The 25,954-nt window shown below is 61.8% G+C and carries 24 protein-coding genes; 8 read left to right on the top strand and 16 right to left on the bottom strand.

What is annotated here, in order from left to right; all coding sequences use genetic code 11:
* The first annotated feature begins 10 nt into the window (after nucleotides 1–10).
* Together pufM and pufC are read left to right on the top strand one after the other, a co-directional pair.
* Nucleotides 11–976, top strand: a complete 966-nt coding sequence (pufM, locus tag ACXAIC_RS00835) for a photosynthetic reaction center subunit M (protein WP_475172570.1) — start codon at nucleotides 11–13, stop codon at nucleotides 974–976.
* Between the two features lie 11 nt (nucleotides 977–987).
* Entirely contained in the window at nucleotides 988–2,124 is a 1,137-nt protein-coding gene (gene pufC / locus ACXAIC_RS00830; RefSeq protein ID WP_475172567.1) for a photosynthetic reaction center cytochrome PufC, read from the top strand.
* A 148-nt stretch (nucleotides 2,125–2,272) separates the two neighbouring features.
* On the opposite strand, the gene idi is transcribed toward pufC, so the two are convergent.
* From idi to bchF, 15 genes are read right to left on the bottom strand one after another with little or no spacing between them, the layout of a single operon-like run.
* Nucleotides 2,273–2,803, bottom strand: coding sequence for an isopentenyl-diphosphate delta-isomerase (gene idi / locus ACXAIC_RS00825; RefSeq protein ID WP_475172564.1), 531 nt, complete (start codon nucleotides 2,801–2,803; stop codon nucleotides 2,273–2,275).
* 25 nt (nucleotides 2,804–2,828) lie between these two features.
* On the bottom strand, nucleotides 2,829–4,046 hold the full coding sequence (gene hemA, locus ACXAIC_RS00820; protein ID WP_475172561.1) for a 5-aminolevulinate synthase: 1,218 nt from the start codon (nucleotides 4,044–4,046) through the stop codon (nucleotides 2,829–2,831).
* A gap of 30 nt (nucleotides 4,047–4,076) precedes the next feature.
* A complete protein-coding gene (gene puhE / locus ACXAIC_RS00815; protein WP_475172559.1) occupies nucleotides 4,077–4,931 on the bottom strand; it encodes a putative photosynthetic complex assembly protein PuhE in 855 nt (284 codons plus the stop codon).
* A 10-nt stretch (nucleotides 4,932–4,941) separates the two neighbouring features.
* Complete coding sequence (gene acsF, locus ACXAIC_RS00810; protein WP_475172556.1) at nucleotides 4,942–6,051, bottom strand: magnesium-protoporphyrin IX monomethyl ester (oxidative) cyclase; 1,110 nt, start codon at nucleotides 6,049–6,051, stop codon at nucleotides 4,942–4,944.
* Nucleotides 6,048–6,353 (bottom strand): hypothetical protein, encoded by a 306-nt coding sequence (locus tag ACXAIC_RS00805; protein ID WP_475172555.1) that lies wholly within the window; start codon nucleotides 6,351–6,353, stop codon nucleotides 6,048–6,050. The genes acsF and ACXAIC_RS00805 overlap by 4 nt, the downstream gene beginning before the upstream one ends.
* Entirely contained in the window at nucleotides 6,350–6,844 is a 495-nt protein-coding gene (gene puhC, locus ACXAIC_RS00800) for a photosynthetic complex assembly protein PuhC (RefSeq protein ID WP_475172554.1), read from the bottom strand. The genes ACXAIC_RS00805 and puhC overlap by 4 nt, the downstream gene beginning before the upstream one ends.
* A 10-nt stretch (nucleotides 6,845–6,854) precedes the next feature.
* Nucleotides 6,855–7,532, bottom strand: a complete 678-nt coding sequence (gene puhB / locus ACXAIC_RS00795) for a photosynthetic complex putative assembly protein PuhB (RefSeq protein ID WP_475172551.1) — start codon at nucleotides 7,530–7,532, stop codon at nucleotides 6,855–6,857.
* Nucleotides 7,529–8,311, bottom strand: a complete 783-nt coding sequence (gene puhA / locus ACXAIC_RS00790; RefSeq protein WP_475172549.1) for a photosynthetic reaction center subunit H — start codon at nucleotides 8,309–8,311, stop codon at nucleotides 7,529–7,531. Before puhA ends, puhB begins: the two co-directional genes overlap by 4 nt.
* Before the next feature lie 35 nt (nucleotides 8,312–8,346).
* Nucleotides 8,347–9,786, bottom strand: a complete 1,440-nt coding sequence (locus ACXAIC_RS00785; RefSeq protein WP_475172546.1) for a BCD family MFS transporter — start codon at nucleotides 9,784–9,786, stop codon at nucleotides 8,347–8,349.
* Nucleotides 9,783–10,502 carry a magnesium protoporphyrin IX methyltransferase gene (gene bchM, locus ACXAIC_RS00780; protein WP_475172544.1) on the bottom strand — a complete coding sequence of 240 codons (720 nt, stop codon included), beginning with the start codon at nucleotides 10,500–10,502 and terminating at the stop codon, nucleotides 9,783–9,785. Before bchM ends, ACXAIC_RS00785 begins: the two co-directional genes overlap by 4 nt.
* A 16-nt stretch (nucleotides 10,503–10,518) precedes the next feature.
* The gene (bchL, locus tag ACXAIC_RS00775; protein ID WP_475172541.1) at nucleotides 10,519–11,448 is read right to left on the bottom strand and encodes a ferredoxin:protochlorophyllide reductase (ATP-dependent) iron-sulfur ATP-binding protein; all 930 of its coding nucleotides are present in this window, start codon (nucleotides 11,446–11,448) and stop codon (nucleotides 10,519–10,521) included.
* A complete protein-coding gene (locus ACXAIC_RS00770) occupies nucleotides 11,445–15,215 on the bottom strand; it encodes a magnesium chelatase subunit H (protein ID WP_475172539.1) in 3,771 nt (1,256 codons plus the stop codon). Before ACXAIC_RS00770 ends, bchL begins: the two co-directional genes overlap by 4 nt.
* Nucleotides 15,190–16,779, bottom strand: coding sequence for a ferredoxin:protochlorophyllide reductase (ATP-dependent) subunit B (gene bchB / locus ACXAIC_RS00765; RefSeq protein ID WP_475172537.1), 1,590 nt, complete (start codon nucleotides 16,777–16,779; stop codon nucleotides 15,190–15,192). The genes ACXAIC_RS00770 and bchB overlap by 26 nt, the downstream gene beginning before the upstream one ends.
* Nucleotides 16,770–18,077, bottom strand: a complete 1,308-nt coding sequence (locus ACXAIC_RS00760; protein ID WP_475172535.1) for a ferredoxin:protochlorophyllide reductase (ATP-dependent) subunit N — start codon at nucleotides 18,075–18,077, stop codon at nucleotides 16,770–16,772. Before ACXAIC_RS00760 ends, bchB begins: the two co-directional genes overlap by 10 nt.
* Complete coding sequence (gene bchF / locus ACXAIC_RS00755; protein ID WP_475172533.1) at nucleotides 18,074–18,631, bottom strand: 2-vinyl bacteriochlorophyllide hydratase; 558 nt, start codon at nucleotides 18,629–18,631, stop codon at nucleotides 18,074–18,076. Before bchF ends, ACXAIC_RS00760 begins: the two co-directional genes overlap by 4 nt.
* A gap of 310 nt (nucleotides 18,632–18,941) precedes the next feature.
* Between bchF and ACXAIC_RS00750 the strand changes: the two genes are divergently transcribed.
* The 6 genes from ACXAIC_RS00750 to ACXAIC_RS00725 all read left to right on the top strand — a co-directional run bounded on the left by ACXAIC_RS00750 (nucleotide 18,942) and on the right by ACXAIC_RS00725 (nucleotide 25,339).
* Complete coding sequence (locus tag ACXAIC_RS00750; RefSeq protein WP_475172531.1) at nucleotides 18,942–19,799, top strand: cobalamin-binding protein; 858 nt, start codon at nucleotides 18,942–18,944, stop codon at nucleotides 19,797–19,799.
* Nucleotides 19,796–21,232: a transcriptional regulator PpsR gene (gene ppsR / locus ACXAIC_RS00745; protein ID WP_475172529.1), complete on the top strand. Its 1,437-nt coding sequence runs from the start codon at nucleotides 19,796–19,798 to the stop codon at nucleotides 21,230–21,232. Before ACXAIC_RS00750 ends, ppsR begins: the two co-directional genes overlap by 4 nt.
* Before the next feature lie 205 nt (nucleotides 21,233–21,437).
* Entirely contained in the window at nucleotides 21,438–22,358 is a 921-nt protein-coding gene (gene chlG, locus ACXAIC_RS00740; protein ID WP_475172526.1) for a chlorophyll synthase ChlG, read from the top strand.
* A gap of 12 nt (nucleotides 22,359–22,370) precedes the next feature.
* Entirely contained in the window at nucleotides 22,371–23,741 is a 1,371-nt protein-coding gene (locus ACXAIC_RS00735) for a BCD family MFS transporter (RefSeq protein ID WP_475172523.1), read from the top strand.
* A 42-nt stretch (nucleotides 23,742–23,783) separates the two neighbouring features.
* The gene (locus tag ACXAIC_RS00730; protein ID WP_475172520.1) at nucleotides 23,784–25,007 is read left to right on the top strand and encodes a geranylgeranyl diphosphate reductase; all 1,224 of its coding nucleotides are present in this window, start codon (nucleotides 23,784–23,786) and stop codon (nucleotides 25,005–25,007) included.
* Nucleotides 25,004–25,339 (top strand): hypothetical protein, encoded by a 336-nt coding sequence (locus ACXAIC_RS00725; protein ID WP_475172517.1) that lies wholly within the window; start codon nucleotides 25,004–25,006, stop codon nucleotides 25,337–25,339. The genes ACXAIC_RS00730 and ACXAIC_RS00725 overlap by 4 nt, the downstream gene beginning before the upstream one ends.
* Here ACXAIC_RS00725 and ACXAIC_RS00720 read toward each other — a convergent pair.
* Complete coding sequence (locus ACXAIC_RS00720; protein ID WP_475172514.1) at nucleotides 25,270–25,716, bottom strand: TspO/MBR family protein; 447 nt, start codon at nucleotides 25,714–25,716, stop codon at nucleotides 25,270–25,272. The genes ACXAIC_RS00725 and ACXAIC_RS00720 overlap by 70 nt on opposite strands.
* Nucleotides 25,717–25,954 lie beyond the last annotated feature (238 nt).

The raw sequence follows: 25,954 nt of genomic DNA, 5'->3' as shown, positions 1-25,954 counted from the left end.
GGGAAAAGCAATGACCCAATACCAGAACATTCTGACTGTCGTTCAAATCAGCGGCCCTGCCGAGGAGGGCATGCCGCTGCCCAAGGATGACAGCAAGCGCACCGGCACGCCAGTCATGTCCCGGCTGCTGGGCTGGATCGGCAACGCGCAGATCGGCCCGATCTATCTGGGGTTTCTCGGCACGCTATCACTGGTCTTCGGCCTGATCGCCTTCGAGATCATCGGCCTCAACATGTGGGCCTCCGTCGGCTGGGACCCCATCCAGTTCGTGCGCCAGCTGTTCTGGCTCGGGCTGGAACCGCCCCCGGCCAAATATGGCCTGACCGTGCTGCCCCCCCTGAATGAGGGCGGCTGGTGGCTGATTGCCGGCTTTTTCCTGACCCTGTCCATCCTGCTGTGGTGGGTGCGCGTTTACCGCCGGGCCCGGCAGCTGGAAATGGGCACCCATGTGGCCTGGGCCTTTGCCTCCGCAATCTGGCTGTTCCTGGTGCTCGGGTTCATCCGGCCGGTCCTGATGGGCAATTTCTCGGAAGCCGTGCCCTTCGGCATCTTCCCCCATCTGGACTGGACGGCAGCATTCTCGATCCGCTACGGCAACCTTTACTACAATCCGTTCCACTGCCTTTCCATTGTCTTCCTCTATGGCTCGGTGCTGCTGTTTGCCATGCACGGCGCCACCATTCTGGCTGTCGGCAAATATGGCGGCGAGCGGGAGCTGGAACAGATCACGGACCGCGGCACGGCCTCGGAACGGGCGGCCCTGTTCTGGCGCTGGACCATGGGCTTCAACGCCACCATGGAATCTGTCCACAGATGGGCCTGGTGGTTCGCCATTCTGACCCCCCTGACCGGCGGCATCGGCATCCTGTTGACGGGCACCGTTGTCGACAACTGGTACCTGTGGGGCATAGAGCACGGCATCGTTGCTCCCTTGCCGGACATTTATCCGGATGTCGTTGACCCGGCCGTTCAGTAAGGAGAAGGAAAATGCAGCTTTGGATACCATTTGCAGCCTCCGCTGGCACCCTCCTTGCCATCGCGAGCTTTGTCGGCACCGACTGGGATGCACCACCGGTGGAATCGATCCAGATCGGCTACCGCGGCACCGGCATGTATCTGGAAAAGGACATTGAAAAGGAACGGGCGCTCCGGGCCGCGAACGAGGTGCCCGAAGCGCCTTGGGAAGCCGACCCTGAAGGGGACCGGGCCAGTGAGCTTTACGAGAATGTCCAGGTGCTCGGGGATCTGTCCGACGACCAGTTCAACCAGTTCATGGCGGCCATCACCGAATGGATCTCCCCGGAGGAAGGCTGCGAATATTGCCACAATGCTGAGAACTTCGCCTCCGACGAGGTCTATACGAAAGTCGTCGCCCGGCGCATGATCCAGATGAACCAGACGATCAATGTGGACTGGGCGGACCATGTCGGTGGTGTCGGGGTGACTTGCTACACCTGTCACCGGGGCCAGCATATTCCGGTCAATTACTGGTATGACGACCAGGAACCCAAACCCGCCAGCGCCATGAGCCGCGATGGGGGTGTTGGCAAGTTCGTCGGCAACACCTCTATGCCGCAAAATGCCCTCATGGATTATCTGCTGGATGACAAGCCGATCCGGGTGCATTCGCTGACGGCCCTGCCCGATCCGGCAAACCCGAATCCAGCCGGAACCAAGGAGACCGAAAGCACATGGGCCTTCATGATGCACATGTCGGAAGGTCTTGGGGTCAATTGCGTGACCTGCCACAATTCGCGCGCCTTCAACGACTGGGATCAGAGCCCGCCGCAACGGGTCACCGCCTGGCATGGTATCAAGATGACGCGCGCGCTCAACACCAACTATATGGTCGGGCTGACCCCGGTCTTCCCGGACAACCGCCTGGGGCCGGAAGGCGATGTCTTCAAGATCGGTTGTTCCACCTGCCACAATGGCGTGCAGAAGCCGCTCTATGGCGTCTCCATGCTTCAGGACTACGTCGATGCCCTCGACAAGAAGGGGCCGGCCGGTGTGCCTGATTTCTCCACCTACGTGCCCGGAGAAACCCAGGTTCTCGAAACGGACCTGCCAGCGTCCTCATCCGCACTCCCTCCCCAGACCAAGCTTGCGGATGCAAAGGACTGACAACGGCCGGCAGGACCGTAAACTGAGCGGGAGCCTTTCGGGCTCCCGTTTTTTGGCATTTTTTGAAATCGTCTGCGTGAAGAGGCGGACAGCTTTTTCGGATCAGGCAGAGGCCGTTACGGGGCGGTCTCCCGCCGGCTGCCGCCGGTCAGCGGATGTCGGCCCGCAATTGTGGAAAACGGTCAAGATAGATACGGAACCAAGGGGTAAAGGCGTCCGGTGTTGCGGCGGCTTCGCGGTGCAGCTCATCCGGGCGGATCCAACGCACGGCGTCCACCTCGTCCGGGTTTGGCCGGATGGACAGCGCAGCCCGGTCCACCTGGGCGGAAAACAGCGTCACACGCTCATGTTCGCGGAGCCCGCCGCCGACATCGGCCTGGTAGTCCACTGTCCGGTGCCGGGTCAGCGGCAGGGTGAAACCGAGCTCTTCCTGAAGGCGTCTTTCAGCACAGGCTTCGACAGTTTCATCCCAATGGGGATGGCTGCAGCAGGTGTTGGCCCACTGCCCGCCGCAATGGTATTTCGATCTGGCCCGCTGCTGGATCAACAGGCAGTCCCCGTCAAAGACGAAAACGGAGACGGCCAGATGCAGGACCCCTTGAACATGCGCGGCCATTTTCTCGACCGGAAACAGAGAGCCGTCACCGGCCACCGCCGGGATAATGATATGCCTGTTCATGAATTGCAGCGTCCGTTTTCACATGTCACGCAACTGCGCGGGCCAGGGCGCATTGCGACCAGAGTGCGCACAGCGCCTCTGAGAGGCCCCTTATGTCCGCATCGCTGTGCAGCGGTGTCGGCGTGATGCGCAGCCGTTCCGTGCCCACCGGCACCGTCGGATAGTTGATCGGCTGCACATATATGCCGAAATCGCTCAAAAGAACATCGGAAATCCATTTGCATTTCGCCGCATTGCCCACGATCACCGGCACGATGTGGCTGGGATTGTCCATATGAGGGATCCCGCGTGCATCCAGGGCGTCCCGCACCTGGGCAACCCTCTCCTGATGCGCATGCCGTTCCGCCGAACTGGTCTTCAGATAGCGGATCGATGCAGCCGCCCCGGCGGCCAGCGCGGGTGGCAGGGCCGTGGTGAAGATGAAACCGGAGGCAAAGGAGCGGACAAAATCGATCAGGACGGCCGGGCCGGTGATATAGCCCCCCAGAACGCCGAAGGCCTTGCCAAGCGTCCCCTCGATCACGGTCAGACGGTCCATGAGCCCTTCCCGCTCGGCGACACCACCGCCCCGGGGACCATACATGCCAACCGCATGCACCTCATCCAGATAGGTGATCGCTCCGAACCGGTCCGCCACATCGCAGATCTCCCGGATCGGGGCGATGTCCCCGTCCATGGAGTAGACGCTTTCGAACGCTACAAGTTTCGGGGCCCGCGGATCATCGGCTGCCATCAGCTCCCGCAGATGGTCCGGATCATTGTGCCGGAACACCCGTTTCTGGCAGCGCGCATGGCGGATGCCTTCAATCATCGAGGCGTGGTTGAGCGCGTCGGAATAGACAATGATCCCGGGGATCTTCGCCAGCAGCGTGCCGAGCGAGGCCCAATTGGACACATATCCGGAGGTGAAGATCAGGGCAGCCTCCTTGGCATGAAGGTCGGCAAGTTCACGTTCCAGAAGAACGTGATAGTGGTTCGTGCCGGAAATATTGCGCGTGCCACCGGCACCAGCACCGCATTTTGCGATGATCTCCGTCATGCGCCCCGTCACAACCGGGTTCTGCCCCATACCCAGATAATCATTTGAGCACCAGACGGTGACCTCCCGGGTGCTGGCATCGTCCCCGTAGAACCGCGCCTTCGGAAAGGCCGAGCAGTGCCGTTCCAGTTCGGCAAAGACACGGTAGTTTCCTGCGCTGTGCAATTCGGAGAGAGCAGTCTCCATATGCTCAAAAACGTTCATCAGTCTCTCCTCTTCCCTCAATATCTGCAGCTAAGGTGCATCCGGCTGGCGCTTGGCTGCCCTGCCGACTGGGGGCAGTCCCCGATGGGCTGACGTGGACACCGCTCCGGCTGGCCGTGTCCTGGGCAGGGCCCAGCGCCACAGCGCCATGTCCGAGAGCGGAAGCACCAGAATGAGATGTTCCAGGATCGCAAGGGCCATGAAGGTGGCCAGCAGAATATGGCCGACCACGCTATAGTCCTGGTCCGCCCGTGCCGCCGCTATGGCCAGTCCCCCGAACAGGCCGACGGCAATGGCCAGCAGGACGGGAAACAGCGGGGTTGTGCGCCCGGTGTTGAAATAGGTCTTCAGATGCAGGACTGCTGGCGGCATCAACCCGCTGACCGCATGGCGTGCCCCCAGAAAGATCAGCACCTTGGAGGAGATCCGCATCCCCCACAAAAGCCCGAATGTGGCAAAACCGAACAGATTGCCACCGCCGGATAGCGTCAGCCACAGAAAAAGCCCGGTCACGGCCAGGGCGATCTCGTGATCGCACACGGCTTTCCAGGCCGCCTTGAAGCGCGCAAACCCGGTGAGCCCGGGAGGGCAGTCCTCCTTCCGGCGGCCCGTGACCATGCCGGTGAGGAATGTGGTCTCGTGCCAGGACCACACCAGAAGCGCCCCGAAAAATCCCGCATAGGAACCGAGCGGCGTCAGGTGGCGGCTGCCGTAATACAAAAGCAGAAACCCAGCGACCCCGATCACCGTGACCACGGGCAGAAGCTGCCAGGGCTCCAGACGGCGCCGTGTGGACCAGTGCACCAGAGCCAGCACGAGCCCGGTCGACAGCCACCACACGCCGATAGCGGTCAGGATTGCCGTGAGCGGGCTCGCAAGGGTCATCGAACGCTCCTCACCACACGGGCTGCAGGCGGGAGGTGTCCGGCAAGGTGTTCTTTTTCGCCGGGATCGCATACATGCGCAGAAAATTCACTCCCGCCGCCAGCCCCCACCAGGCCTTGCCCAGCCGGCCTGCCACTCCGCCCCTTTCGCCAGCGGCCTGCAGGTTCCGGTTGATCCGCTCCATGCGCCGGAAGCCTTCCACCAGCGCGGGATTGTCCAGATCCAGCACCAGCGGGAAACACTGACGGGAGATTTCCGACGTCAACCGGAACACCTTCATGTCGTAGTCGTCGATCTCAACGCCCAGAGCCTTGTGAAAGGCCGGGCGCATGTGATCGCGCACATACATGGTTGCAAAGACTGCCAGCAGGAAAAACTTGATCCAGAGCTTGTTATGCCCCTCCAGCAGGCGCCGGTCCGAACGGATAATCAGCGAAAACGCCTCTCCATGGGAGAACTCGTCATTGCACCACTGCTTGAACCACTTGAAAATCGGATGGAACCGCTGATCGGGGTGCTTTTCCAGATGCCGGAAGATGGTGATGTAGCGCGCATAGCCGATCTTCTCTGAAAGATAGGTCGCGTAATAGATGAATTTCGGCTTGAAATAGGTGTATTTCTTGGCCTTTGCGAGAAAGCCCATATTCACGCCGATGCCGAAATCTTTCAGCGCATCGTTGATGAAGCCCGCATGGCGCGATTCATCCCGGCTCATATAGCCGAACAGCTCACAGATTTCCTTGTTCTTGCCCCGCCGTTTCATCTCCTTGTAAAGAACACAGCCTGAGAATTCCGAGGTCAGGGAGGAGACGAGAAAATCGATGAATTCCTCGCGCAAATCTTCCGGCAGCGCGCCGATATCGATTTCATCCCAGTCTTGATTACGTTTGAAATGCCCCCTGTTCGGATCGCTGCGCATTTGCGCGATCAGGGCGTCCCATTCCGCACGCACCGGTTCGACATCGATCTTGTCCATCTCGTCAAAATCGGTGGTATAGAAGCGCGGTGTCAGCATGGTGGACACTAGGGCGCTGCGCGTCGTGTCGTTCTGGGCCGCGGTACGTTTTTCAAGGGTCGGTTCGTTGGCGGCCAGGCTGGCCGGTGTGACGGTCTTGTTCATGACAGTGCCCTTTCTGTGAAGCTGAACTCACACAGTTCCATAAATTCAAAGTCGCCCGTGGCCCGGGTCCAGGCACGTTCAAGCGCGCCTGCGCGCTGGATCGTGGCCTGCCGCCGGAAGCTTTGGCTCTGGCCATAGGGGATCGAGATCGGTGCTCCATGCACAAACACCTCGTCTCCCGGCTGCACGACAATGCCGTTGTCAAAGCGCACATGCGCGCCGAGCTGATCAAAGGTGTTGTTGATCTCCACGGTGCAGCTGACGGTTTCCGTCCGCCGCAGGGGTGCGAAAATCGGGTTCATTGGCTTGCTCCTCCCTGTTGACCAAGCAGTCGTTCGAAAGCTGCGGCATTGTCCTTGCCGAAGGCTTCCAGATAGATGCGCTCACCCGTCGCCGTATCCGACAGGCTGACAGTGCCCGCTTCCCATCTGATAATCCGGTACGGGGCGGCCTCCGGCACCCTGGCGACCAAGCGCATGCGCTCAAACGCACGCAGCGATCCGCGCACGAACCCGCCCGTGTCCTTTTCAAAAACCGCTATGCGGACCCCGGAGCGGGCGTCGGCGACAATCACCTCGTCTGCACCGGACCGGGTGATGATGATGTCCCGGATCGCGACGGGCACCCCGGCCCGGTGCTTGATGACCCCGATCCCGGTTGTCTGCCCGAACACAACGGCGCCTGCGGCAAACACAAGGAGCAGGACAGCTCCGATCAAAATGCCTTTCGGGAACGTGTTGGTGCGTTTGCCCTCGCGCGACCCGAAATATCCAAGATGGGATACCGTCCCCATTCCCCCGCTCCTATTCCGCAGCTGCGACGGCGCTTGGCGCCGCTGGTTCATCTTCTGGCGAGACCTCTTTGAGCCGGGCATGGCCCGACATGGCAGATGTGTACTGGCTAATGGCCAGGGCCAGCAGATCGGCGACCGGTCTGGCCTCCGGCAGGCAGATCAGACTCGGCTCCACATTGGAAAACCGCCATCCGCGCACATGCGGCCACTGAACCAGCCAGGACAGCCGGTGCCCCGGCAACAGCCGGACGGCCAGATTTCCTGCGCCGCCGCCCTGATCCCCCAGCGCCAGCGCGCTGATCTGCCTGAACGGCAGATTAAGCGTGATCGCAAAGGCCACACCAAAGCGCAGCACGATCCGTTTTGAGGTGATTGTGTACAGCGTCGTCTTTTCAACGCCCCAGGCGAACAGTTCCAGCATCCCGATCACGATGGCCGCCAGCGCTGTCAGCACCGCAACGGAAAAGACGATGCCGGCCACCGGCCGGCCGTCATAGAGACCGCCTGCAACCGCCCACAGCGCCAGCAGCCCGAAATAGCCGGCAATCCAGCGGTTCTTCAGTACATGGCGTGCCACAAGCCGGGCGGACGGACGGCCCTGCCACACCATCTGCTCCCCATCGGGAAGATGCCCTGGCAGGCCCGGCACAGGCTCGATCTCATGCTCGCGGGTGACAAACTGTTTCACAGGAACGCCTCCCTGCGGTCGCGCAGCGCATAAAGAAGCCCGGCGCCGAAATAGGCGGCGATCTTGTCCTCTTCCAGCAGCGTTACAACCCCGTCCTTGGCCCGCGACGGCACATCCGCGAACTGGCCGGACGTGATCGCATGCACATAGAGATATGGCCGGACCCGGTCGTTCTGGCGCTTGATGACAACAAAATTATTCGGTAGCAGAGAGCTGTGCGACCCAGCGTCAACGTCGATTTCGTAATAGCGGATCAGATGCTCGGCCCGGTCGACCCAAACGTCCTTGACCGTGCCAGCCGGTTTGCCGTCGCATCCCATCACCTTGAGCCCAATCGGGTTTGTTTCCCCTTCAGCAATGGCAAAGCCGTCCGCCAGGCGCATGGGAACAATGCGGGCCTCGCCGTGGGCGGTCAGATCCGGTGTGTCGGAGCGCTCGGCCCAGGACCCGGGACCGACACCGGCCAGCAAGGGATTTCCCTCCGGCTCGATCGGATATCCGGGGGACTTGGACATCCGCCTGGCGTTGAGCGGGCGCTCATCCCGCTTGAGATCCGGGACCTGCCTGGTGCCTTGCCCATGGGGCAGCACAAATGTCTTCTTGTCTGGAACAAAGAGCCAGGGATCCTTGCTGTACCGGCCGGAGACATCGTCTTCCAGAGGATAGCCTTCCCTGCGGTCCTCCTGGCGGATGTACCAGATCAGACCTGCAAAAAAGATCCAGAATGCGTAGAGCACAACCTGTGCGACATCCAGGCTGCCACCGAGGGAACCGGTCATGACACTTTCTCCTTCCCGTTCTCGGCCAACCGGGCTCAGCCCGGCAATTCGGCCAACCCAAACCGCATTTCCCGGTCCTCCGTCTGGCTGTAGCGGGCGCCGGTCAAAGGCCCCAGCACCGCCAAACAGAGAAAAAGAAGAGCGATTTCAATATGATAAACAAAGATATATCCGGTTCCGACCGTGTCCATTGCCGGACCGAGCGCACCGGTCAGGGCCAGCGCGTTCACAGCATTTTTGATCACGCCACCCAAAAGCAGGCTGACCCCGACCGCCGTGGCCTGAACAGCGCCCCAGGCGCCGACCAGAAGTCCGCTATCGGCCTGTTTCGAAATGCCCATGGCCGCCAGCATGGTGCAGACGGCAAAGAGCCCGCCCCCAAGGCCAACCCCGGCCGCGCCTGCAAAAAACAGGCTGTGCAGCCCGAGGGGCGAGGCCAGAATAATGGCGGAAAACGCCGCAATTCCAATCAGCAGGCCACGTGCCGCCACACGGTACATATGCGCGCCCCTGTTCAGGCTGGTGGCCGCCCATGCAAACCCGGTCATGGTTCCGGCCGCCCACAATCCGGTCAGCAGCGTTGTCTGCGCAACGCTCAGCCCCAGGATCTCTCCGCCATAAGGTTCCAGCAAAATGTCCTGCATGGAAAAGGCCGCCGACCCGACCGCGACCGCCAGGAGCAGACGCATGGTGCCCGGATGTTGACGGTACTCCCTCAAAGCACTGAAGAAGCTTGCCACCTTGCGGTCCAGGGCCGTGCGGCCCGGATTCCGCGCCTCCTGTTTCCAGATCGCAATCACATTGATCACAAGGGTGAACAGCGCGGTGCCCTGGATCACCTGGATGAGCTGTTTGTGGGAGAAATCGACAAGGACCAGGCTGTAAAAGCCGGAGGCGGCAATCATCCCGGCCAGCAGCATCACATAGAGCAGCGCCACCACGCGGGGGCGCTTGTCAACGGGCACGATGTCGGTCGCCAGGGCAAGACCTGCCGTCTGGGCCGTGTGCAGCCCGAACCCGGTCAACAGGAACGCCAACGCCGCGCCGGCCGGGCCTGCCCAAGCAGGGCCAACCGTTTGGGAATGGAGCAGCAGCAGGACGAAGGGCATGATAGCCAGCCCGCCAAACTGCAGCAGGCTGCCGAACCAGATATAGGGAACCCGACGCCAGCCGAGAACCGACTTATAGGTGTCCGACTTGTGGCCGATGAAAAGACGCAGGGGCGCTGCCAGCACCGGAATGGCGACCACCGCCGAGACAAGGGCCACCGAGACGCCCAGCTCCACAATCAGGACCCGGTTCAAGGTGCCCGTCAAAAGCACCAGAACACAGCCTGCGGACACCTGAAACAGGGCCAGGCGCAGCAATCTGGACAGCGGCACCTGGCTGGAGGCCGCGTCTGCAAACGGCATGAAGCGCGGTCCGGCCTTTTGCCAGAACTGGATCATTTTCCGGTTGGCGGCGCCAGGCGTCATGAGCGGATCACCTCCATGGCCTGGGAGGTGTAGAACCCGACTGAAATCCGGTGTGTGCGGCCGCTGATCCAGTCCATCATATGGGGCTGCTGCACCAGTTGATGCACGACCCGCTCCGGATTGGCCGGATAGATGGCCGGGGCCCTGTCCGCGCGCGGAAAGGCCTTGCCGATCATCAGCATGGCGCGCAACAGATGGGAACTTGGCGCCAGCGTGAAAAGAAGTGCCCGGCGCGTGCGGGTGGCAAAGGCTTCCAGAACCCGCCTGGCGTCTTCCGGAGCGTAATGGATCAGGACATCCATGGCCAGAACCGCATCAAAACGTCCCAAATGCGGGTCCAGCATGTCACCGCTGCGGAACTCCACGGTTCCGGCGCCCGCCTCCCCTTTTTCAGGACCATGTTCGGCGGCCCTTTGGCGGGCGAAGGTGATCATCTGGGCGGACAGATCAATGCCGACCACATCCGCCCCACGGGCCATCAGCTCCAGCGACAGCACGCCCGAGCCGCAGCCCGCGTCCAGAATGCGCCAGCCTTTAAGATCTTCCGGCAGCCAGCCGGACAGGATCGCCCGCATGTCTTCCCGGCCCTGACGGACAGTTGCCCGGATCCCGCTCACCGGCTGATCACCCGTCAGCCTTTTCCATGCTTCCAGCGCAGTGCGGTCGAAATAATGTTCAATTTCCCCGGTCCGTTCCAGATAGGTTCCGCGTGTCATGGCCGTCGCGCTCCTGTCACTCAAAGCCGAGAAATTCAAAGATTTCCCGGTCTTTCATCGGCTCGGCGTTCAAGGCCTCGGTGCCTGCCCAAAGCTGCTCGGCCAGTTGGAGATATTCGTTCTGAATTGCGGTGATCTCCGCCGTGCCCTCCATCTCAAACAGGGTGGATTTCTTCAGGCGGCTCAGACGGAGCTGGTCGGAGTCGGGCACATGGGCCAGGCGTTTCAGACCGACGGAAGCGTTGTAACGGTCAATCTGGTCGGTTTCGCGAGACCGGTTGGCAATGACCCCGCCCAGGCGGACCTCGTAGTTTTTTGCCTTGGCCTTGATCGCGGCAACAATGCGGTTCATGGCGAAGATGGAATCAAAGTCATTGGCCGCGACCACGACCGCGCGTTCGGCATGCTGCAGAGGCGAAGCAAAGCCGCCGCAGACCACATCCCCGAGCACGTCAAAGATCACCACGTCGGTATCATCCAGAAGGTGATGTTCCTTCAGCAGTTTGACGGTCTGGCCAACCACATATCCGCCACAGCCTGTGCCCGCCGGCGGGCCGCCGGCCTCAATGCACTGCACCCCGTTGAAGCCCTCGACCATATAGTCTTCAGGGCGAAGCTCTTCGGTGTGAAAGTCTACCTGTTCCAGAATGTCGATCACGGTCGGGATCAGGCTTTTGGTCAAGGTGAAGGTGCTGTCATGTTTTGGATCGCAGCCGATCTGGAGGACACGCTTGCCAATCTTGGAAAAAGCCACCGACAGGTTGGACGAGGTTGTCGACTTGCCGATCCCGCCCTTGCCATAAATGGCGAAGACCTTGGCGCCATCAATGTCCATTTCCGGATCCAGATGCACCTGGACACTGCCATCGTCCTGCGCGCGTTCAAGCAGTTTTGCCGCCGTCCGGGCCTCGCTCTCGGCTGTTTTCGGGTGGGTATAGATGTTCATTCGGCCGCCTCCGTCACCAGGCCTTCCAGCCGGTCCTCCAGTTCCTCACCGGCCTGCCGCAAGGCCTCAAGCGTTTCGGCATCCGGTTGCCAGTAGTCGCGCTCCTGCGCCTCCATCAGCCGGGCGGCGACCCGGGCCGCCGAGGCCGGATTGAGCTCCGCCAGGCGGCGGCGCATGGTTTCGTCAAGCACATAGGTTTCAGTGATTTTCTGATAGACCCAGGGCGCCACTCCTCCGGTGGTTGCCGACCAGCCAAGCGTGTTGGTCACATTCGCCTCGATATGGCGCACCCCTTCATAGCCATGCTGCAGCATGCCCTCGAACCATTTCGGATTGAGGGTGCGGGTCCGGGTTTCCAGCGCCACCTGCTCGCCAAGGGTGCGCACTTTCGCCTCTCCCTGGGTCTGGTCCGAAATATAGACCGTCAGGCTGCTCCCACCTTTGGCCCGCGACACCGCCTTGGACAGCCCACCCAGCGTGTCGAAATACTGTTCAATGGTGGTGACGCCGATTTCGACCGATTCCAGGTTCTGATAGGCCATGTCGACATCACCCAGAATGGCGTCGAGCAGTGCAGATTGGCGGCTGGCCTTGCCCTTGCGGTTGATCGCAAAGCTTTTGCGGCTGGTATAGGTGTCGGCAATTTCCTCGTCATCGGTCCAGGCCGAAGAGCCGATCAGCATGTTGACATTCGCGCCATAGGCCCCATCCGCATTGGAAAAGACCCGGTAGGCCGCAGCTTCCAGATCGCAGCCATTGGCCTTGCAATAGGCAAGCGCATGTTTGCGGATGAAATTCTGCTCCGGCGGCTCGTCTGCGGTGGCGGCCAGAAAACTGGCCTCAGCCAGCATGCTGGCCTGGATCGGCAGCAGGTCGCGGAAGATACCCGACAGGGTCATGACCGCATCAATGCGTGGCCGGTTCAGATCCTCAAGCGGGATCAGTTCCGCCCCGCAGACCCTGTTATAGGCATCCAGCCTTGGCCGGGCGCCCATGAGCGCCAGGGCCTGGGCGAGCGGCGCCCCCCCAGTTTTCAGATTGTCCGTCCCCCAAAGCACCAGGGCAACCGTTTCGGGCAGCTTGCCATCGCCCTGCAAATACCTGTCCAGAATCCGGGCGGCCTGTCTGGCGCCGTCCTCCAGCGCAAAACGGCTTGGAATGCCAAAGGGGTCGAAACCATGCAGGTTCCGCCCGGTCGGCAGCAGATCCGGCGTTCTCAAGAGGTCGCCGGAGGGCGCCGGGGGAACAAACTGGGCATCCAGCGCCCGCACCAGGCCATCCAGTTCCTGGTTGGAGCTGAGATTGGCGTTGATCGCCTGAAGATGCCGGACGGTTTCCTGCCCCTCCGCCGTCAGATCCGCAGCCGCCGCCGCCAGCACCTTCCCGTCACCGGCAACGATCAACTGGCAGAGGGCACCGGCATCACCAAGACACCCGCTATTGGGCATGGCAGAGGCGATATGGGCCAGCGTTTCTGCCCGCTCGCTCGGCCCCATGCCACGGCCCGCCACATGAAGACCGTGCGGGATCAGCGCATATTCCGTTTCCGTGATCGCCGAAACCAGATGCTCGATGAACCCCTCTGTGGAAAGACCGGCCGCACCGCTGGCAAGATCCAGGGCCTCCGCCTGGGTCCGGATGACCTCCAGCAGCCGTTCCCGCTCGGTCCGGACCTCCGGCGCGGTCGAGCGGTACTGGTCCAGACTGGCCTTGAGGCTGTGCAGTCCCTTGTAGAGCCCCGCCTCGGTAATTGACGGCGTCAGATAGGAAATGAGAGTGGCCGCTGACCGGCGCTTGGCAATGGAGCCCTCGGACGGGTTATTCGAAGCATAGAAATAGAAATTCGGCAGAGATCCCAGAAGACGGTCGGGCCAGCAGGTTCCCGACAGGCCGGTGTGCTTGCCGGGCATGAATTCCAGCGCGCCATGGGTGCCGAAGTGAAGAACCGCATCGGCTGCGAACGTCTCGCGCAGATAGGTGTAATAGGCGGCAAAGGCATGGTTGGGCGCAAAGCCGCCTTCAAACAGAAGCCGCATCGGGTCGCCCTCATAGCCGAAGGGGGGCTGGAGCGCGATCAGCAGGTTGCCGAAGCGGCGGCCGAGAATGTGAATGCCGCGGCCATTGCTGAGGATGCGGCCGGGGGCCGGGCCCCACTGGGCTTCGATCTCGGCAAGGAACGCCTCCTGACGCACATGATCATCGGCGCATACGGTCTCATGCACATTCGCCTCTGTCCCGAACCGGTCCGCATTGCCGCACAGAAGCATGTCCCTCAAGGTCTCGGCATCGGGCGGAACCTCGACCTCATAGCCTTCCGCCTTCAGCCGCTTCATGGTTTCCAGCAGGCTCTCAAAGACAGCCAGAAAAGCAGCGGTGCCGATATTGCCGCCATTGGGCGGATAGTTGAACAGGGTCGCGGCGATCTTGCGTTCGGCCCGGGGTGTGCTGCGCAAACGGGCCATGGAGGCAATCCGGTCCGCAAGAAGCCCCACGCGCTCATCATCCGGGCGCATGCAGGCCCGGCCCGAAGGACAGGAGCCCAGCTGGCGGGCGCAAATGCAGCTCTTCGCCTGCGGCCCAGACGTGCTGCGCCCGCCAATAACCATCGAGCCGATGGCGCCATCCAGTTCGGGGATGGCCACCATCAGTGTGGTCTCTATGGGGGTCAGCCCTTGCGTGGAGGCCTGCCAGCCATCCCGTGTCTGGAATTCGGTCACACAGGCCGACAGATAAGGCACGTTCAGCTTTTGCAGCGTTTCCGCCGCAGCCGCCGCATCGCTATAGGCAGGGCCGCCCACCAGGGAGAAGCCCGTCAGCGAGCAGAGCACGTCAATCTGCGCGCCCCCGTTCTGGCCACTCATGAAGCGCTCAATGGCCGCGCGCATGTCGAGTCCGGAGCAGAATACGGGAACCACGTTGAAGCCCCGCGCCTCAAGGGCGGCAATGACGCTGTCATAATGGCCCGTGTCACCGGACAGGATGTAGGTGCGTAGCAACAGCAAACCGACCGTGCCCTGCGCGCCCCGGACCCTGACCAGTTTCTGCGGCTGCGTGATCACCCGCGGGCGCGAACGCGGATGATAAAGGCCCACCTCCGGATAGTCCTCCGGCGCCTTTGCGGAGATGGCAGATCTGAGAGGCTTGCGGTTGCCGGTGGCATATTTGCTGACCAGCAGCCGGACCATGTTCGCAATATTTTCGTCCGAGGCCGCGATCCGGTACTGCAACGTCAAAAAATAGTTGCGCACATCCTGGGCGGTTCCGGGAATGTATTTCAAGAGCTTCGGCAAGCGCCGCAGCATGGCGAGCTGCCGTTCTCCGGCCGTGCGCCCGCTCTCCTTGCCCTTGCGGGAACTGCTGCCGCGCAGCCGTTTCAACAGCGCCAGCGGACCTTTCTGCTCGCCGCTCATGCGGAACCGGCCCATGGCCGTGTATTTCATGATGGTGCCGGCCGACATGCAGCAGACCATGGCGTCGCAGTCCAGATGGCGCGCTTCGAGCGCATCGGCGATGGCCTTGACGTGCTCTTCCACGAAGATCATCGAAACAATGATGATGTCGCCCGTGCTGATCGCCTGCCGGCACGCAGCCAGGGCTGCCGGGTCCTCCGCCCAGTCGGTCGCCGCATGCACGGTGAGGGTCAGGCCAGGAAGATCGTTTTTCAAAAGGGCACGCGCATCATCGACAGCTGCGGCAACATGATTGTCCAGCGTAATGAAGACCACCTGGATGGCGTGGCCGCTATCGGGCGAAATGGGCTTTCGCATCGTACAACGTCTCCACGGTAATGGGATGAATGCCCTTGCCGGCAGCAAAGCTTTCCGTGTTGCGCCGGGCTTTCCCGCGCACAAAGAAAGGCACTTTCTTCAGCTCGCGCTCCGCCTCGTCGGTCCAGAGCGCCATCGCTTGCGCCGCCCTGCCTGATGCATCAGGGGCGGGATTTGGAGCAGGCTCCGCCGCCCCCACGAACTGGCTGTGGTCTGCCACCGGACTGTGCGCATGCAGATGGGAGGCGGCTGCGTCATCATTGAACTCAAAGTCATCACGGAACATCGACAGAAGGTGTTCTTCCAGCCCCATCATCAGCGGATGCACCCAGCTGTCGAAAATCACGTTAGCGCCTTCAAAGCCCATTTGCGGCGAATAGCGGGCCGGAAAGTCCTGCACATGGACCGGGGCCGAGATGACCGCACACGGAACCCGCAGCCGCTTGGCGATATGGCGCTCCATCTGGGTGCCAAGAACCAGCTCGGGCCGGGCCTCCACAAGGGCCGATTCCACCTCTAGGTGATCCTCGGTGATCAGAGGCTCGACCCCGTACTCCCGGGCCGCAGCGCGCACATCGCGCGCAAACTCGCGCATATAAGTGCCAAGGCCGCAAACCTTAAAGCCAAGTTCGCGGCTGGCGATGCGGGCAGCCGCCAGGGCATGGGTGGCATCGCCGAAGATGAAGACACGTTTGCCGGTCAGATAAGTGCTGTCGATCGATTTTGCGTACCAGCTTGCCCGGTCGGCCTGCGCCGCCCTGAAGGGCACCGCCTCTGAAGGCCCGTCCTCTAGACCGGCCAGGGCACGGGCTTCGCTGAGGAAACGGCGCGTCGCCTCCACGCCGATCGGAACGGTCGACAAGATCGGCATGCCATAGGTTTTGTGAAGCCAGCGGGCCGCCGGTTCGGCAATTTCCGGATAAAGAACAATATTGAAGGCCGCTTCCGGCAGCCGTGCCAGATCTGCAGGCCGGGCCCCAAGAGGAGCAACACAACGGACCTCAAGACCGGCGCCTTCAAGCAATGTTGTGATCTCGCGGATATCGTCCCGGTTGCGGAACCCCAGGGATGTTGGTCCAAGAATGTTGCAGCTGTTGGGCGCGAGGGTCTGCGGCCGTGTCCGGTTGGCGGCAAAGGTCCGCACCAGGCGGTAAAAGGTTTCCGACGCGCCCCAGGTTTCCTTCTTCTGATAGGATGGCAAGTCGAGCGGCACCACCGGGATCTCAAGATCGAGGGTGCTGGCAAGTCCGCCCGGGTCATCCTGCAGCAATTCGGCCGTGCAGGACGCCCCCACCATCAGGGCCTCGGGCTTGAAGCGTGCGGCAGCCTCCCGGCAGGCCACCTTGAAGACATCAGCCGTCGAAGCCCCGAGATCACGGGCCTGAAAGGTTGTATAAGTCACAGGCGGCCGGGACTGGCGCCGCTCGATCATGGTGAAAAGAAGATCAGCATACGTGTCCCCCTGGGGCGCGTGCAGCACATAGTGGAGCCCCTCCATGGAGGCGGCAATACGCATCGCGCCGACATGGGGCGGGCCTTCATAGGTCCACATGCTCAACTGCATGGCGCGCCCTCCTTCGCTGCAGGTGCATCGCCGAGCGCCTGTCTGCGCGCCAAAGGGCGCGCAAACAATTCGGCCAGATCACCGGCCTGCTCGTATCCCTGGATCGGCGTGAAGGCGAACTCGATCGACCATTTCGTCAGCCGGCCTTCCGCTTCAAACGGATTGGCCAGACCCATGCCGCATACGATCAGGTCCGGGTCCGCCGCACGGCACCGGTCGATCTGCCGGTCCACATCCTGGCCTTCGCAGAGGGCTGTGCCGGGCGGCAGCAGCGCCAGCTCGCCCGCAACGTGCTGACGGTGCAGATAGGGGCTGCCAACCTCGATGATGTCGGCATCGACTTCCCGCGACAGGAACCGGGCCAGGGACGGCTCAAGCTGACTGTCGGGGAAGAAAAAAAGGCGTTTTCCCTGCAGCAGAGGCTGATAATGCGCAAGGGCCGCCCGCGCCCGCTTGCGTGGGGCCGCCGTCACCGCATCAAACCGCTCATCAGCAACCCCGAACGATGCCGCAATCGCCCTCAGCCAGGACGTGGTTCCTTCTTCCCCAAGCGGATAGAGGGCGTTGATCCTGCAGGCTCCGCGGGCTTCCAGCGCCTGCGCGGTCGCCCCGAGATAGGGCTGGGCGAGCACAAACCGTGCTGAGGGGCCTATAGGCGGCAAGGCAGTGCTGGTCCGCCCGGGCAGGAACTGCACATTCCGCAGGCCGAGATCGGCAAACAGCCGCTGAAACTGATCTTCAACGATATCCGGCAGGCATCCGGCAACAATGAGAGCGGGCTCTTTGCCCACATCCGTCAGCTTGGGCGCCTCGGCAACAAGTGCCGCCAGAAAATTGTCTTCCCCTTGTGTGAAGGTTGTTTCGATCCCGCTGCCGGAATAACAGACCACCCGGTGCCGGGGCGCATGGTGGCGGTTCAGGCGCTCTGCGGCCTTGGCCAGGTCAAACTTGATCACCTCGGACGGGCAGGAGCCGACCAGAACCAGCATCTTGATGTCCGGCCGGCGCGCCAGCAGCTTTTCCACCACGGCGTCAAGTTCATCATGCATGTCGGCCAGACCGGCCAGGTCCCGCTCGTCCATGATCGCGGTGGCAAACCGCGGCTCGGAAAAGATCATCACCCCGGCCGCGGACTGCATCAGATGGGCGCAGGTCCTGGAGCCGACAATCAGGAAAAAGGCGTCCTGCACCTTGCGGTGCAACCAGATAATCGACGTCAGCCCGCAGAAAACCGCGTGTTGCCCGCGTTCCTTGATCGGAGCTGCCGGGGGGCTGCAGGTTGGGAGAGGCTGGTTCATCGGGCCACCTCCGCAGGGGGCAGCTCCGAAGTCCCGGCAGGCAAGCCCCCGTCTTCAAGCAGGCTGGCCCGGGACGCCTGATCCAGACGGGCCAGGCGCAATTTCCAGACAAACTGGCCCGCATTGACCACATAGGCCGCATAGGCGGCCAGAGCGAGCCCCATTAGCGCCTCCGGTGCCAGACTGCGGCTGAAAAGCGCCACCAGATAGGCGGTGTGGAGCACCAGCACCAGAATCGAAAACACGTCTTCCCAGAAGAACGGGCGCGCAAACAGATAGCAGCCAAAGACATGCTTTTCCCAGACCGACCCGGTGACCATGATGGCATAGAGCGTGAGTGTCTTCAGAATCACCGAGATCTCGGCAGCCCCCTGCCCGGTGCCGGTGGCCAGGAAGGACAGGATCAATCCAAGACTGATCAGGAAAACCAGAAACTGGACCGGGGCCAATATTCCCTGCACCACAGTCCAGAGGCTGGAGTCGCGCCGCTTCCGCTCGTCCTCGGTATAAAGACCTCCGGCCTTTGCCGTTTTCCTTGGCTTACCAAACGACATTTGTTCCTCCCCCCGCCCCTGGACATCAGGAAACGGCAGATAGGAAAGCGTAACGCCACAGGCGTAAAAGTGTCAACTAAACATGACGTATATTTTTATTTACACTTATCAAAAGGAGAGGCATGCTAGGTCGGCCCTCAGGTGCAACAGGCAACACGGGCCGCCTTCTGGAACGTGTCCACCCGAAGCGGTCAGGGAGGCTTGATGAAAAGTGAGGACGACCGGCACCAGTGCTTTTGCCCCAAAAAACAAGCACGGCCAGCACACGCCTGCCGCTTGTGAGGCCCCCTTTGCCTCTTCAGGGGTGCGCATGCGAAAACGGGAACGGCTGTTCAGCACGGAAAGAGACACGCTCCGCCATCTGATCCAGGGGCCGGTGGCCGCCAGGATGGCCGTGCAATTGTCCACCGATCTGGACACGGGGCTTGAAAAGCACCCCCGGTGTACAAAGGCCATCGCGAACCTCCGCTCGCTTGTCCTGGACACCGGCAGCAGTCTTGAGAACCTGCTGTCCAGCCTTGAGCAGACCCTGCCCCCCAAATCTCCGCCTCTGGTCAAGATCCTGATCCTGGAGGCCGCCGCCAGGCAGCTTGGCCGGGAATGGTCCGACGACATAACCAGTTTCGTTGACGTTGCTATAGCCGCCGCGCGGTTGCAGGGGCTTGCCCAGGCACTGGCGCAGGAAGCGGCTGCACCGGGCACCGCGCCCCATGCTCCGTTTGCCGCCATCCTTCTACCTGAAGGTGAGCAACACACTCTTATGCCCTATTTGACGGGCGCACTGTTCAACGCCTTCGGCTGGCAGCATCAGGTGCTTTCCCACCGCAAGGCTCCAGCTCAGTCTTTTGCCACGGCCATGCGCAGAGCAAATGCGGTTTGCATCGGCTGGAGCACTCCACGCCTGAAACCCCAGGTCAGACATCTTCTTGACGAGATAAAGTTGAACAGACCCGAAAGAAAACAACCTGTGATAGCGGGCGGATTTGCAGCGCTCGATTCTGTTGATTTCCTTGTCGAAATGGGGATTGACTGCGTTTGCGATACTGCGTATTCAGCGGTAAAGATCGCAGTTATTTTCACCAAACTGGAAAAAATGAGTTTTAAAGCGCCTTCTTCTGGCTGCATATCGAACTGCGTTTCAAAAAGGATTGATTGGCGAATCCCATGACCCTAAGCGCCCCCAAAAGCGGACAGCAAGGTATTGAGGTCGCCGGTGTATTACAGAAAACACTCAAGGCAGATGACCTGATCTCGCTGATCGGCCTGGGCGCAGATATAGTTTTCCTCGTCAGCACAGACGGAACAGTCACCCACACATCCGTTCAAAATCCCGATTTGGAAGTTTACAACCTGCCGGACTTCGCAGGCAAACCCTTGCGGGACTGCGTGACAAGCGAGTCTATTGCCAAGATCGACGCGATGCTGAAACCCGCTCCAAAGCGGCCACCTCGCGGGTATCAGGTGAACCACAGCGCGCCGGGACAGCCGGATCTGCCGGTTGCCTATGCGGCGTTCTCCGCAAAGGACCTGCCCTTCACGATCGTGATTGGGCGCGAGATGCAGCAACAGATGCGCGATCAGCAACGGCTGGTCGAAGCCCAGATCGCCATGGAGGCCGACTACCGGGATTTGCGCCAGGCCGAAGCCAGATACCGGGTGGCCTTCAAACTTGCCGAGACCGCCGACATCATCCTTGACGGCGAAAAGCGGACCATTCTTGAGGCCAATGCTGCGGCCATCGCCCTGTTTTCCGGAGCCTCCGGCACCTTGATCAACAAGCCGGTCCGCGATCTGGTCAGCAAGCCGGACCGGGACCGGCTGGGAGATGCCATCGGCGAAGCCCGCCACAGCGGCGAGCCCGTACGCCTCAAGTCCCTGAAAAGCGCCAAGGGACATGCCCTAGAGGCCAAACTGCGGGCCTTCCGGGACAATGGCGCTGCGAACCTGATCCTGACCTTCTGGTCCGAAGGCGGCCCGGACGTACCTGTGCGCGCGGACCGGGAAGCTGCCGCCCAGCCCCCCGCACTCGATCTAGACGCCCTGCCGGAAGCAGCCCTTCAGACCGACAAGGACGGCGCATTGATTGCGGCCAACGCGCTCTTTCTGGACCTCGTCCAGGCGCCAACCCTCAATCAGGTACTCGGCAGAAACGCCAGCAGCTGGCTTGGCAAGTCGGTCGTTGACCTGACCGTTCTTTATGCCCGCGCCCGGGAAGAAACCACCGTTCGCGGATACGCCACCGTAGTGACGGACACGATTGGCGGAGAGCACCCCGTCACGGTGTCCGCACGCCATGAGGCCGGATCCCAGACCGTCCAGCTGCTTCTGGTTCCCCAGGAGACGAAGACGGAGAGCCTCGGGCTGCGGTCCCCTGCCACCCCAGAGCAGGCGGAAGGTTTTGCAACCCTCGTCGGCAAGGTGCCGCTGAAAGAGCTGATCAGGGAATCCCTGGACGTGGTTGAGAAGATCTGCATTGAAGCCGCCCTCGACCAGACCAACAACAACCGCGCCAGCGCTGCGGAAATGCTCGGGCTGTCCCGGCAAAGCCTCTATATCAAGCTGCGCAGACACGGCCTTGAAAACTACCGCCCCGGCTCCTGAAACCCGCCTCAGCTGATAACGCCGCCTGTCAGACCGAGCCGGTCCTTCAGCGCCATTTTCCCATGGGTTCAATTCATTTTGTCTTTTGCAATGAGATGCTGGATTTCAGACAGCGGCAGCCAAATCCGATGACGCACGGCTGGCACCAGCCGAAAGTGTCAATTTAAATTGACACTTTCCCGGCTCAGGCATAGCATCTCCAGCTATGGAACTGATCCGGCACAGACCGCAAGCCAGCTGGCCCTCTCCGGGCGCTTTCATTGCCTTGCTCAAGCCCATCACCTGGTTTCCGCCAATGTGGGCCTATGCCTGTGGTGCCCTGTCCGCTGGCGGAGGTTTTTCCAGCCGCTGGGGATTTGTTCTGTGCGGCGTCCTGCTGGCCGGTCCGCTGCTCTGCGGCACAAGCCAGGCGGTCAATGACTGGTTCGACCGCCATGTGGATGCGATCAACGAACCGGACCGGGTCATCCCTTCCGGACGCATGCCCGGGCGCTGGGGGCTTTATGTCGCCCTTCTCATGTCCGCCCTGTCCATGCTGATAGCGGCCGCGCTCGGCTCCCTGATCTTTGCGGCGGCGCTGATCGGACTGTGCTTTGCCTGGTGCTACAGCGCCCCGCCTCTGCGCTTCAAACAAAATGGCTGGATCGGCAACGGTGTTGTCGGCTTCAGCTACGAAACCCTGCCCTGGCTGACCGCTGCCACGGTCATGACAGGCGCGGCCCCGGCGGCCCCTGTCTGGATCGCCGCCCTGCTCTACGGGGCCGGAGCCCACGGCATCCTGACCTTGAATGATTTCAAGGCGATCACCGGGGACAGGGAAATGGGCATCAGCACCCTGCCCGTTCTCCACGGCGCCCGGCCCGCCGCAGCCATAGCCTGCCTGATCATGGCGCTCGCCCAGGCCGGTGTCGCCGGGCTGCTCCTCTATCTCGGGCTTCCGGTCACCGCTTTTGTAGTCGCATTCCTGCTCGTCCTGCAGATCGGCTGCATGGTGCGCTTCGTCCGCGATCCCGTCCGGCTTGCGGTCTGGTATTCGACAATCGGTGTCGGGCTCTATGTCACCGGCATGATGATTGCCGCGTTCGGCCTGCGGACACTTGCAGCCCCCGTTTCTCAAACCCTGTGAGGAAGCTGTCCCATGACCGCCCAAGCTACCAGCCGCCCGGCACAAGGGCACACCGTCCAGGGGCTCAGCTGGTTGGCCATTGTCAGGCTCGGCCTTGTTCAGGCGTCACTCGGCTCGATTGTGGTGCTGACCAATTCGACGCTCAACCGGGTCATGGTTGTGGAACTTGGCCTTGCAGCCATCATCCCCGGATTACTGGTCGGTGTTCATTATGGGGTGCAGCTGTCGCGGCCGCTTTGGGGCCACCGCTCGGATGTCGGCCGCTCCCGCACAAGCTGGATCCTGGGAGGTCTTGCCGTGCTCGCCCTCAGCGGCACGGCCGCCGCCGCAACAACCTTCCTGTTTGACCACCACGTCTGGGCCGGTCTCCTGGCAGCGGTTGCCGCCTATACCCTGATCGGGACCGGAATCGGGGCCAGCGGAACCTGCCTTCTGGCCCTGATGGCCGCCAAGACAGCCCCGGAACGCCGGGCCTCCGCAGCCACAATCACATGGATGCTGATGATTGCCGGTATTGTGGTGACGTCGATCGTTACTGGCCACAATCTGGATCCGTATTCGCACACACGGCTTGTTGCGGTCACCGCGCTGACCGGGCTCGCTGCCCTTGCTGTCTCAGCCCTTGCGATTGCAGGCCTTGAACGCCGCCCCACGGTTCTGAACCCGCAGAACCGAGCGCCCGCAGCCAGTTTTAAAGACAGCATCAAAGAGGTCTGGAGCGATCCTGAGGCCCGCCTGCTGACCCTCTTCATCTTCCTGTCCATGCTTGCCTATTCCACCCAGGACCTGGTGCTGGAGCCTTATGCCGGTCTTCTGTTCGCCATGACACCGGGCGAAACGACCAAATTGTCGGGAACACAGCATGCAGGCGTCTTCCTCGGCATGGCTGCTGTCGGCATCGCTGGCGGGCTCTTTTCAAAGCGTCGACCCGGGCTGATCAAGGCCTTTATCGTCTGCGGCTGTCTTGGCTCAGGGCTGGCGCTTGCCCTTCTGGCGGTGTCGGCCTCCTTTGCGCCCAACTGGCCGCTGGAGGCCAATATCTTCGCCCTTGGCGGCATGAACGGCGCCTTCGCGGTCGCCGCGGTCGGAACCATGATGGTTCTGGCAGGCGCGGGCAAAGCCTCCAACGAGGGCGTGCGCATGGGGGTCTGGGGGGCGGCCCAGGCGCTTTCTTTTGGCCTGGGCGGCGTTGCCGGCACCATTGTTCTGACCCTCGGCCGCTGGTCGACCGGCCGCGATGACACCGCCTTCACCCTCGTGTTCGCCCTGGAAGCCCTGCTGTTTCTGATATCCGCCCTGGTCGCGCTTCGCATCGGTATTCGCACGGGCACACAGAACACACAGTCCCCAGGTCCAACCGCTCCGGTGGTGGCCGCAGAATAGACAGAACGGCCGGAACAGGACCGGACAGCAAGGAGGCCTGCTATGGAAACCACATTCGATGTTGCCGTGATCGGCGGTGGCCCGTGCGGGGCAATTGCAGCGGAAGCCCTTGCCCGGTCCGGGCGGTCCGTTGTGCTCATTGATCCGGGCAACCGCATCAAACCCTGCGGCGGCGCCATTCCGTCCAGAGCCCTGAAGGACTTTGCCATTTCCGAAGACATGCTCGTCTCAAGGGCGAACGCGGCCCGGATCATTGCCCCCTCCGGCCACGCGGTCGAGATGCGTATCGGAGACATTGGCTTTGTGGGCATGGTGGACCGGGCGACCTTCGATCCCTATTTACGTGCCCGCGCCGCGCATGCCGGTGCAAAGCGCCTCCAGGGCAAACTGATCCATCTGGAAGAAACCGCAAACGGCCGGATTGCGCTCACAATCGCCCCCACCGGACCGGACACTGCAGCCGGACTGGCGGGCGCAGCCGACACGGTGACCCGGACCGCCCGCCTCGTGATCGGCGCGGACGGGGCAAATTCCACCGTGCGCCGCCTCATGTTCCCCAAGCGCAAGAAACCGCCTTATGTGTTTGCCTATCATGAGATTGTCGAAAGTCCTGAGCAGGCAGCCCCGGACCGGTTTCAGACAAACCGGTGCGATGTTGTTTATGACGGCCGGATTTCGCCCGATTTTTATGGATGGGTCTTCCCCCATGGCCATCTGACCTCGGTGGGCTGCGGCTCCGCCGCAAAAGGCCACAATCTCAGATCCGCAACCGCCGCCCTGCGCCAGGCGTCTGCTCTTGAAGGGCAGCGCATTGTGCGCCGGGAAGGTGCGCCGCTGCCTTTGAAACCCATGCGGCGATGGGACAATGGCCGCAATGTGCTGCTGCTGGGAGATGCGGCCGGCACGGTCGCCCCCTCCTCTGGGGAAGGTATCTATTATGCAATGCTGTGCGGCCAGCTGGGCGCGGAGGCCGCCGCAGCCTGTCTTGCCACCGGCAAGGGCGCCTGTCTCAAGGAGGCCCGGCGGGCGTTCATGCGCCGCCATGGCAGGATCTTTCTCATTCTCGGGATCATGCAGCGTGTGTGGTACCGCAACGACCGGTTCCGGGAGAAATTTGTCGCCCTGTGCGCCGATCCCGACATCCAGCGCCTGACCTGGGAATCCTACCTGAACAAAAAACTGGTGCGGCGCGATCCGATGGCTCATCTGCGGGTCTTTTTCAAGGATCTCGGCCACTTGCTACGGCTGCCGGTGGACCAGAAATGAGCAGCCTGTTCGCCTTTCTGGAAACCGGCTGGCTCGCCTTTGCTGCCCTGGCCTTCCTGTGGCTCGAAACGGGGCTTCTCTGCGCGCTCTCCAGGCGGCCATGGCCCCGGTTCAAGGCCCTAGCGGGCGGCGCGTTTGCAGGCACGTTCCTGCTTTCTGCCCTCGGCCTCGCGCTGCGCGGGGACGCGCTGATCTGGATCCTCCTGTTGCTCACCCTGTCGCTGATTTCCCATGTGTTTGACGTGTCAACCAGACTGAGAGATCACGCCGCCCGGTTCAGGCGCAGCACCGACAGGTTAAGCACCCCAGCAGCACTGACCCAGAGAAAATAAGGCACGAACAGCAGCGCGGCGAGCGTGGATACGGGCCAGGCCACGATCATAAAACAGACAATGGCCAGCCAGAGCACACTGACATCAACCAGCGCCAGATCCATACGCCTCTGTCCGAAAAAGAACCAGGACCAGCAGCCGTTCAAGACAAGCTGGAGCCCCCAGACCGCCATGGCCAGAGACCATCCGGCCTGGGTCCAGACCTCCCAGCCAGCATAGGCAATCATGATATAAAGAAGCGTCCACACAGTTGGAAACGCCCAGTTGGGCGGCGTCCAGCTCGGTTTTTTCAAGGTTTCATACCAGGGGCCGGGTTTGAAAACGGCGCCGCTCATGGCGGTCAGCAACACAAGGACTGCAATCATTACGGCGGCCATCATCAAGATCCTGCACCTGGGAACATTAGCTCAAACACAAGTATGCTCCGCCAGCGCCGCAAGGCAACCCGCACCAACGCACCTCCGGAACCACACCTGCCCTCAAAACCGGTCAGAACGCCTCCTGGAAAGGCAAGGCCTTCCACCTCGCGGACTCCGCACATAACGGAGCGGCCCGGCCTCTTTCCGGAAGAATGTGTAAAAAAAAGTTTACACTTTCTTCCGTATCGTCAAGAAT

The sequence above is a fragment of the Roseibium sp. AWQ4_254 genome (genome assembly GCF_056161025.1).
Note: the sequence above shows the minus strand (reverse complement) of the source record. Positions and strands in the feature narration are given on the sequence as shown.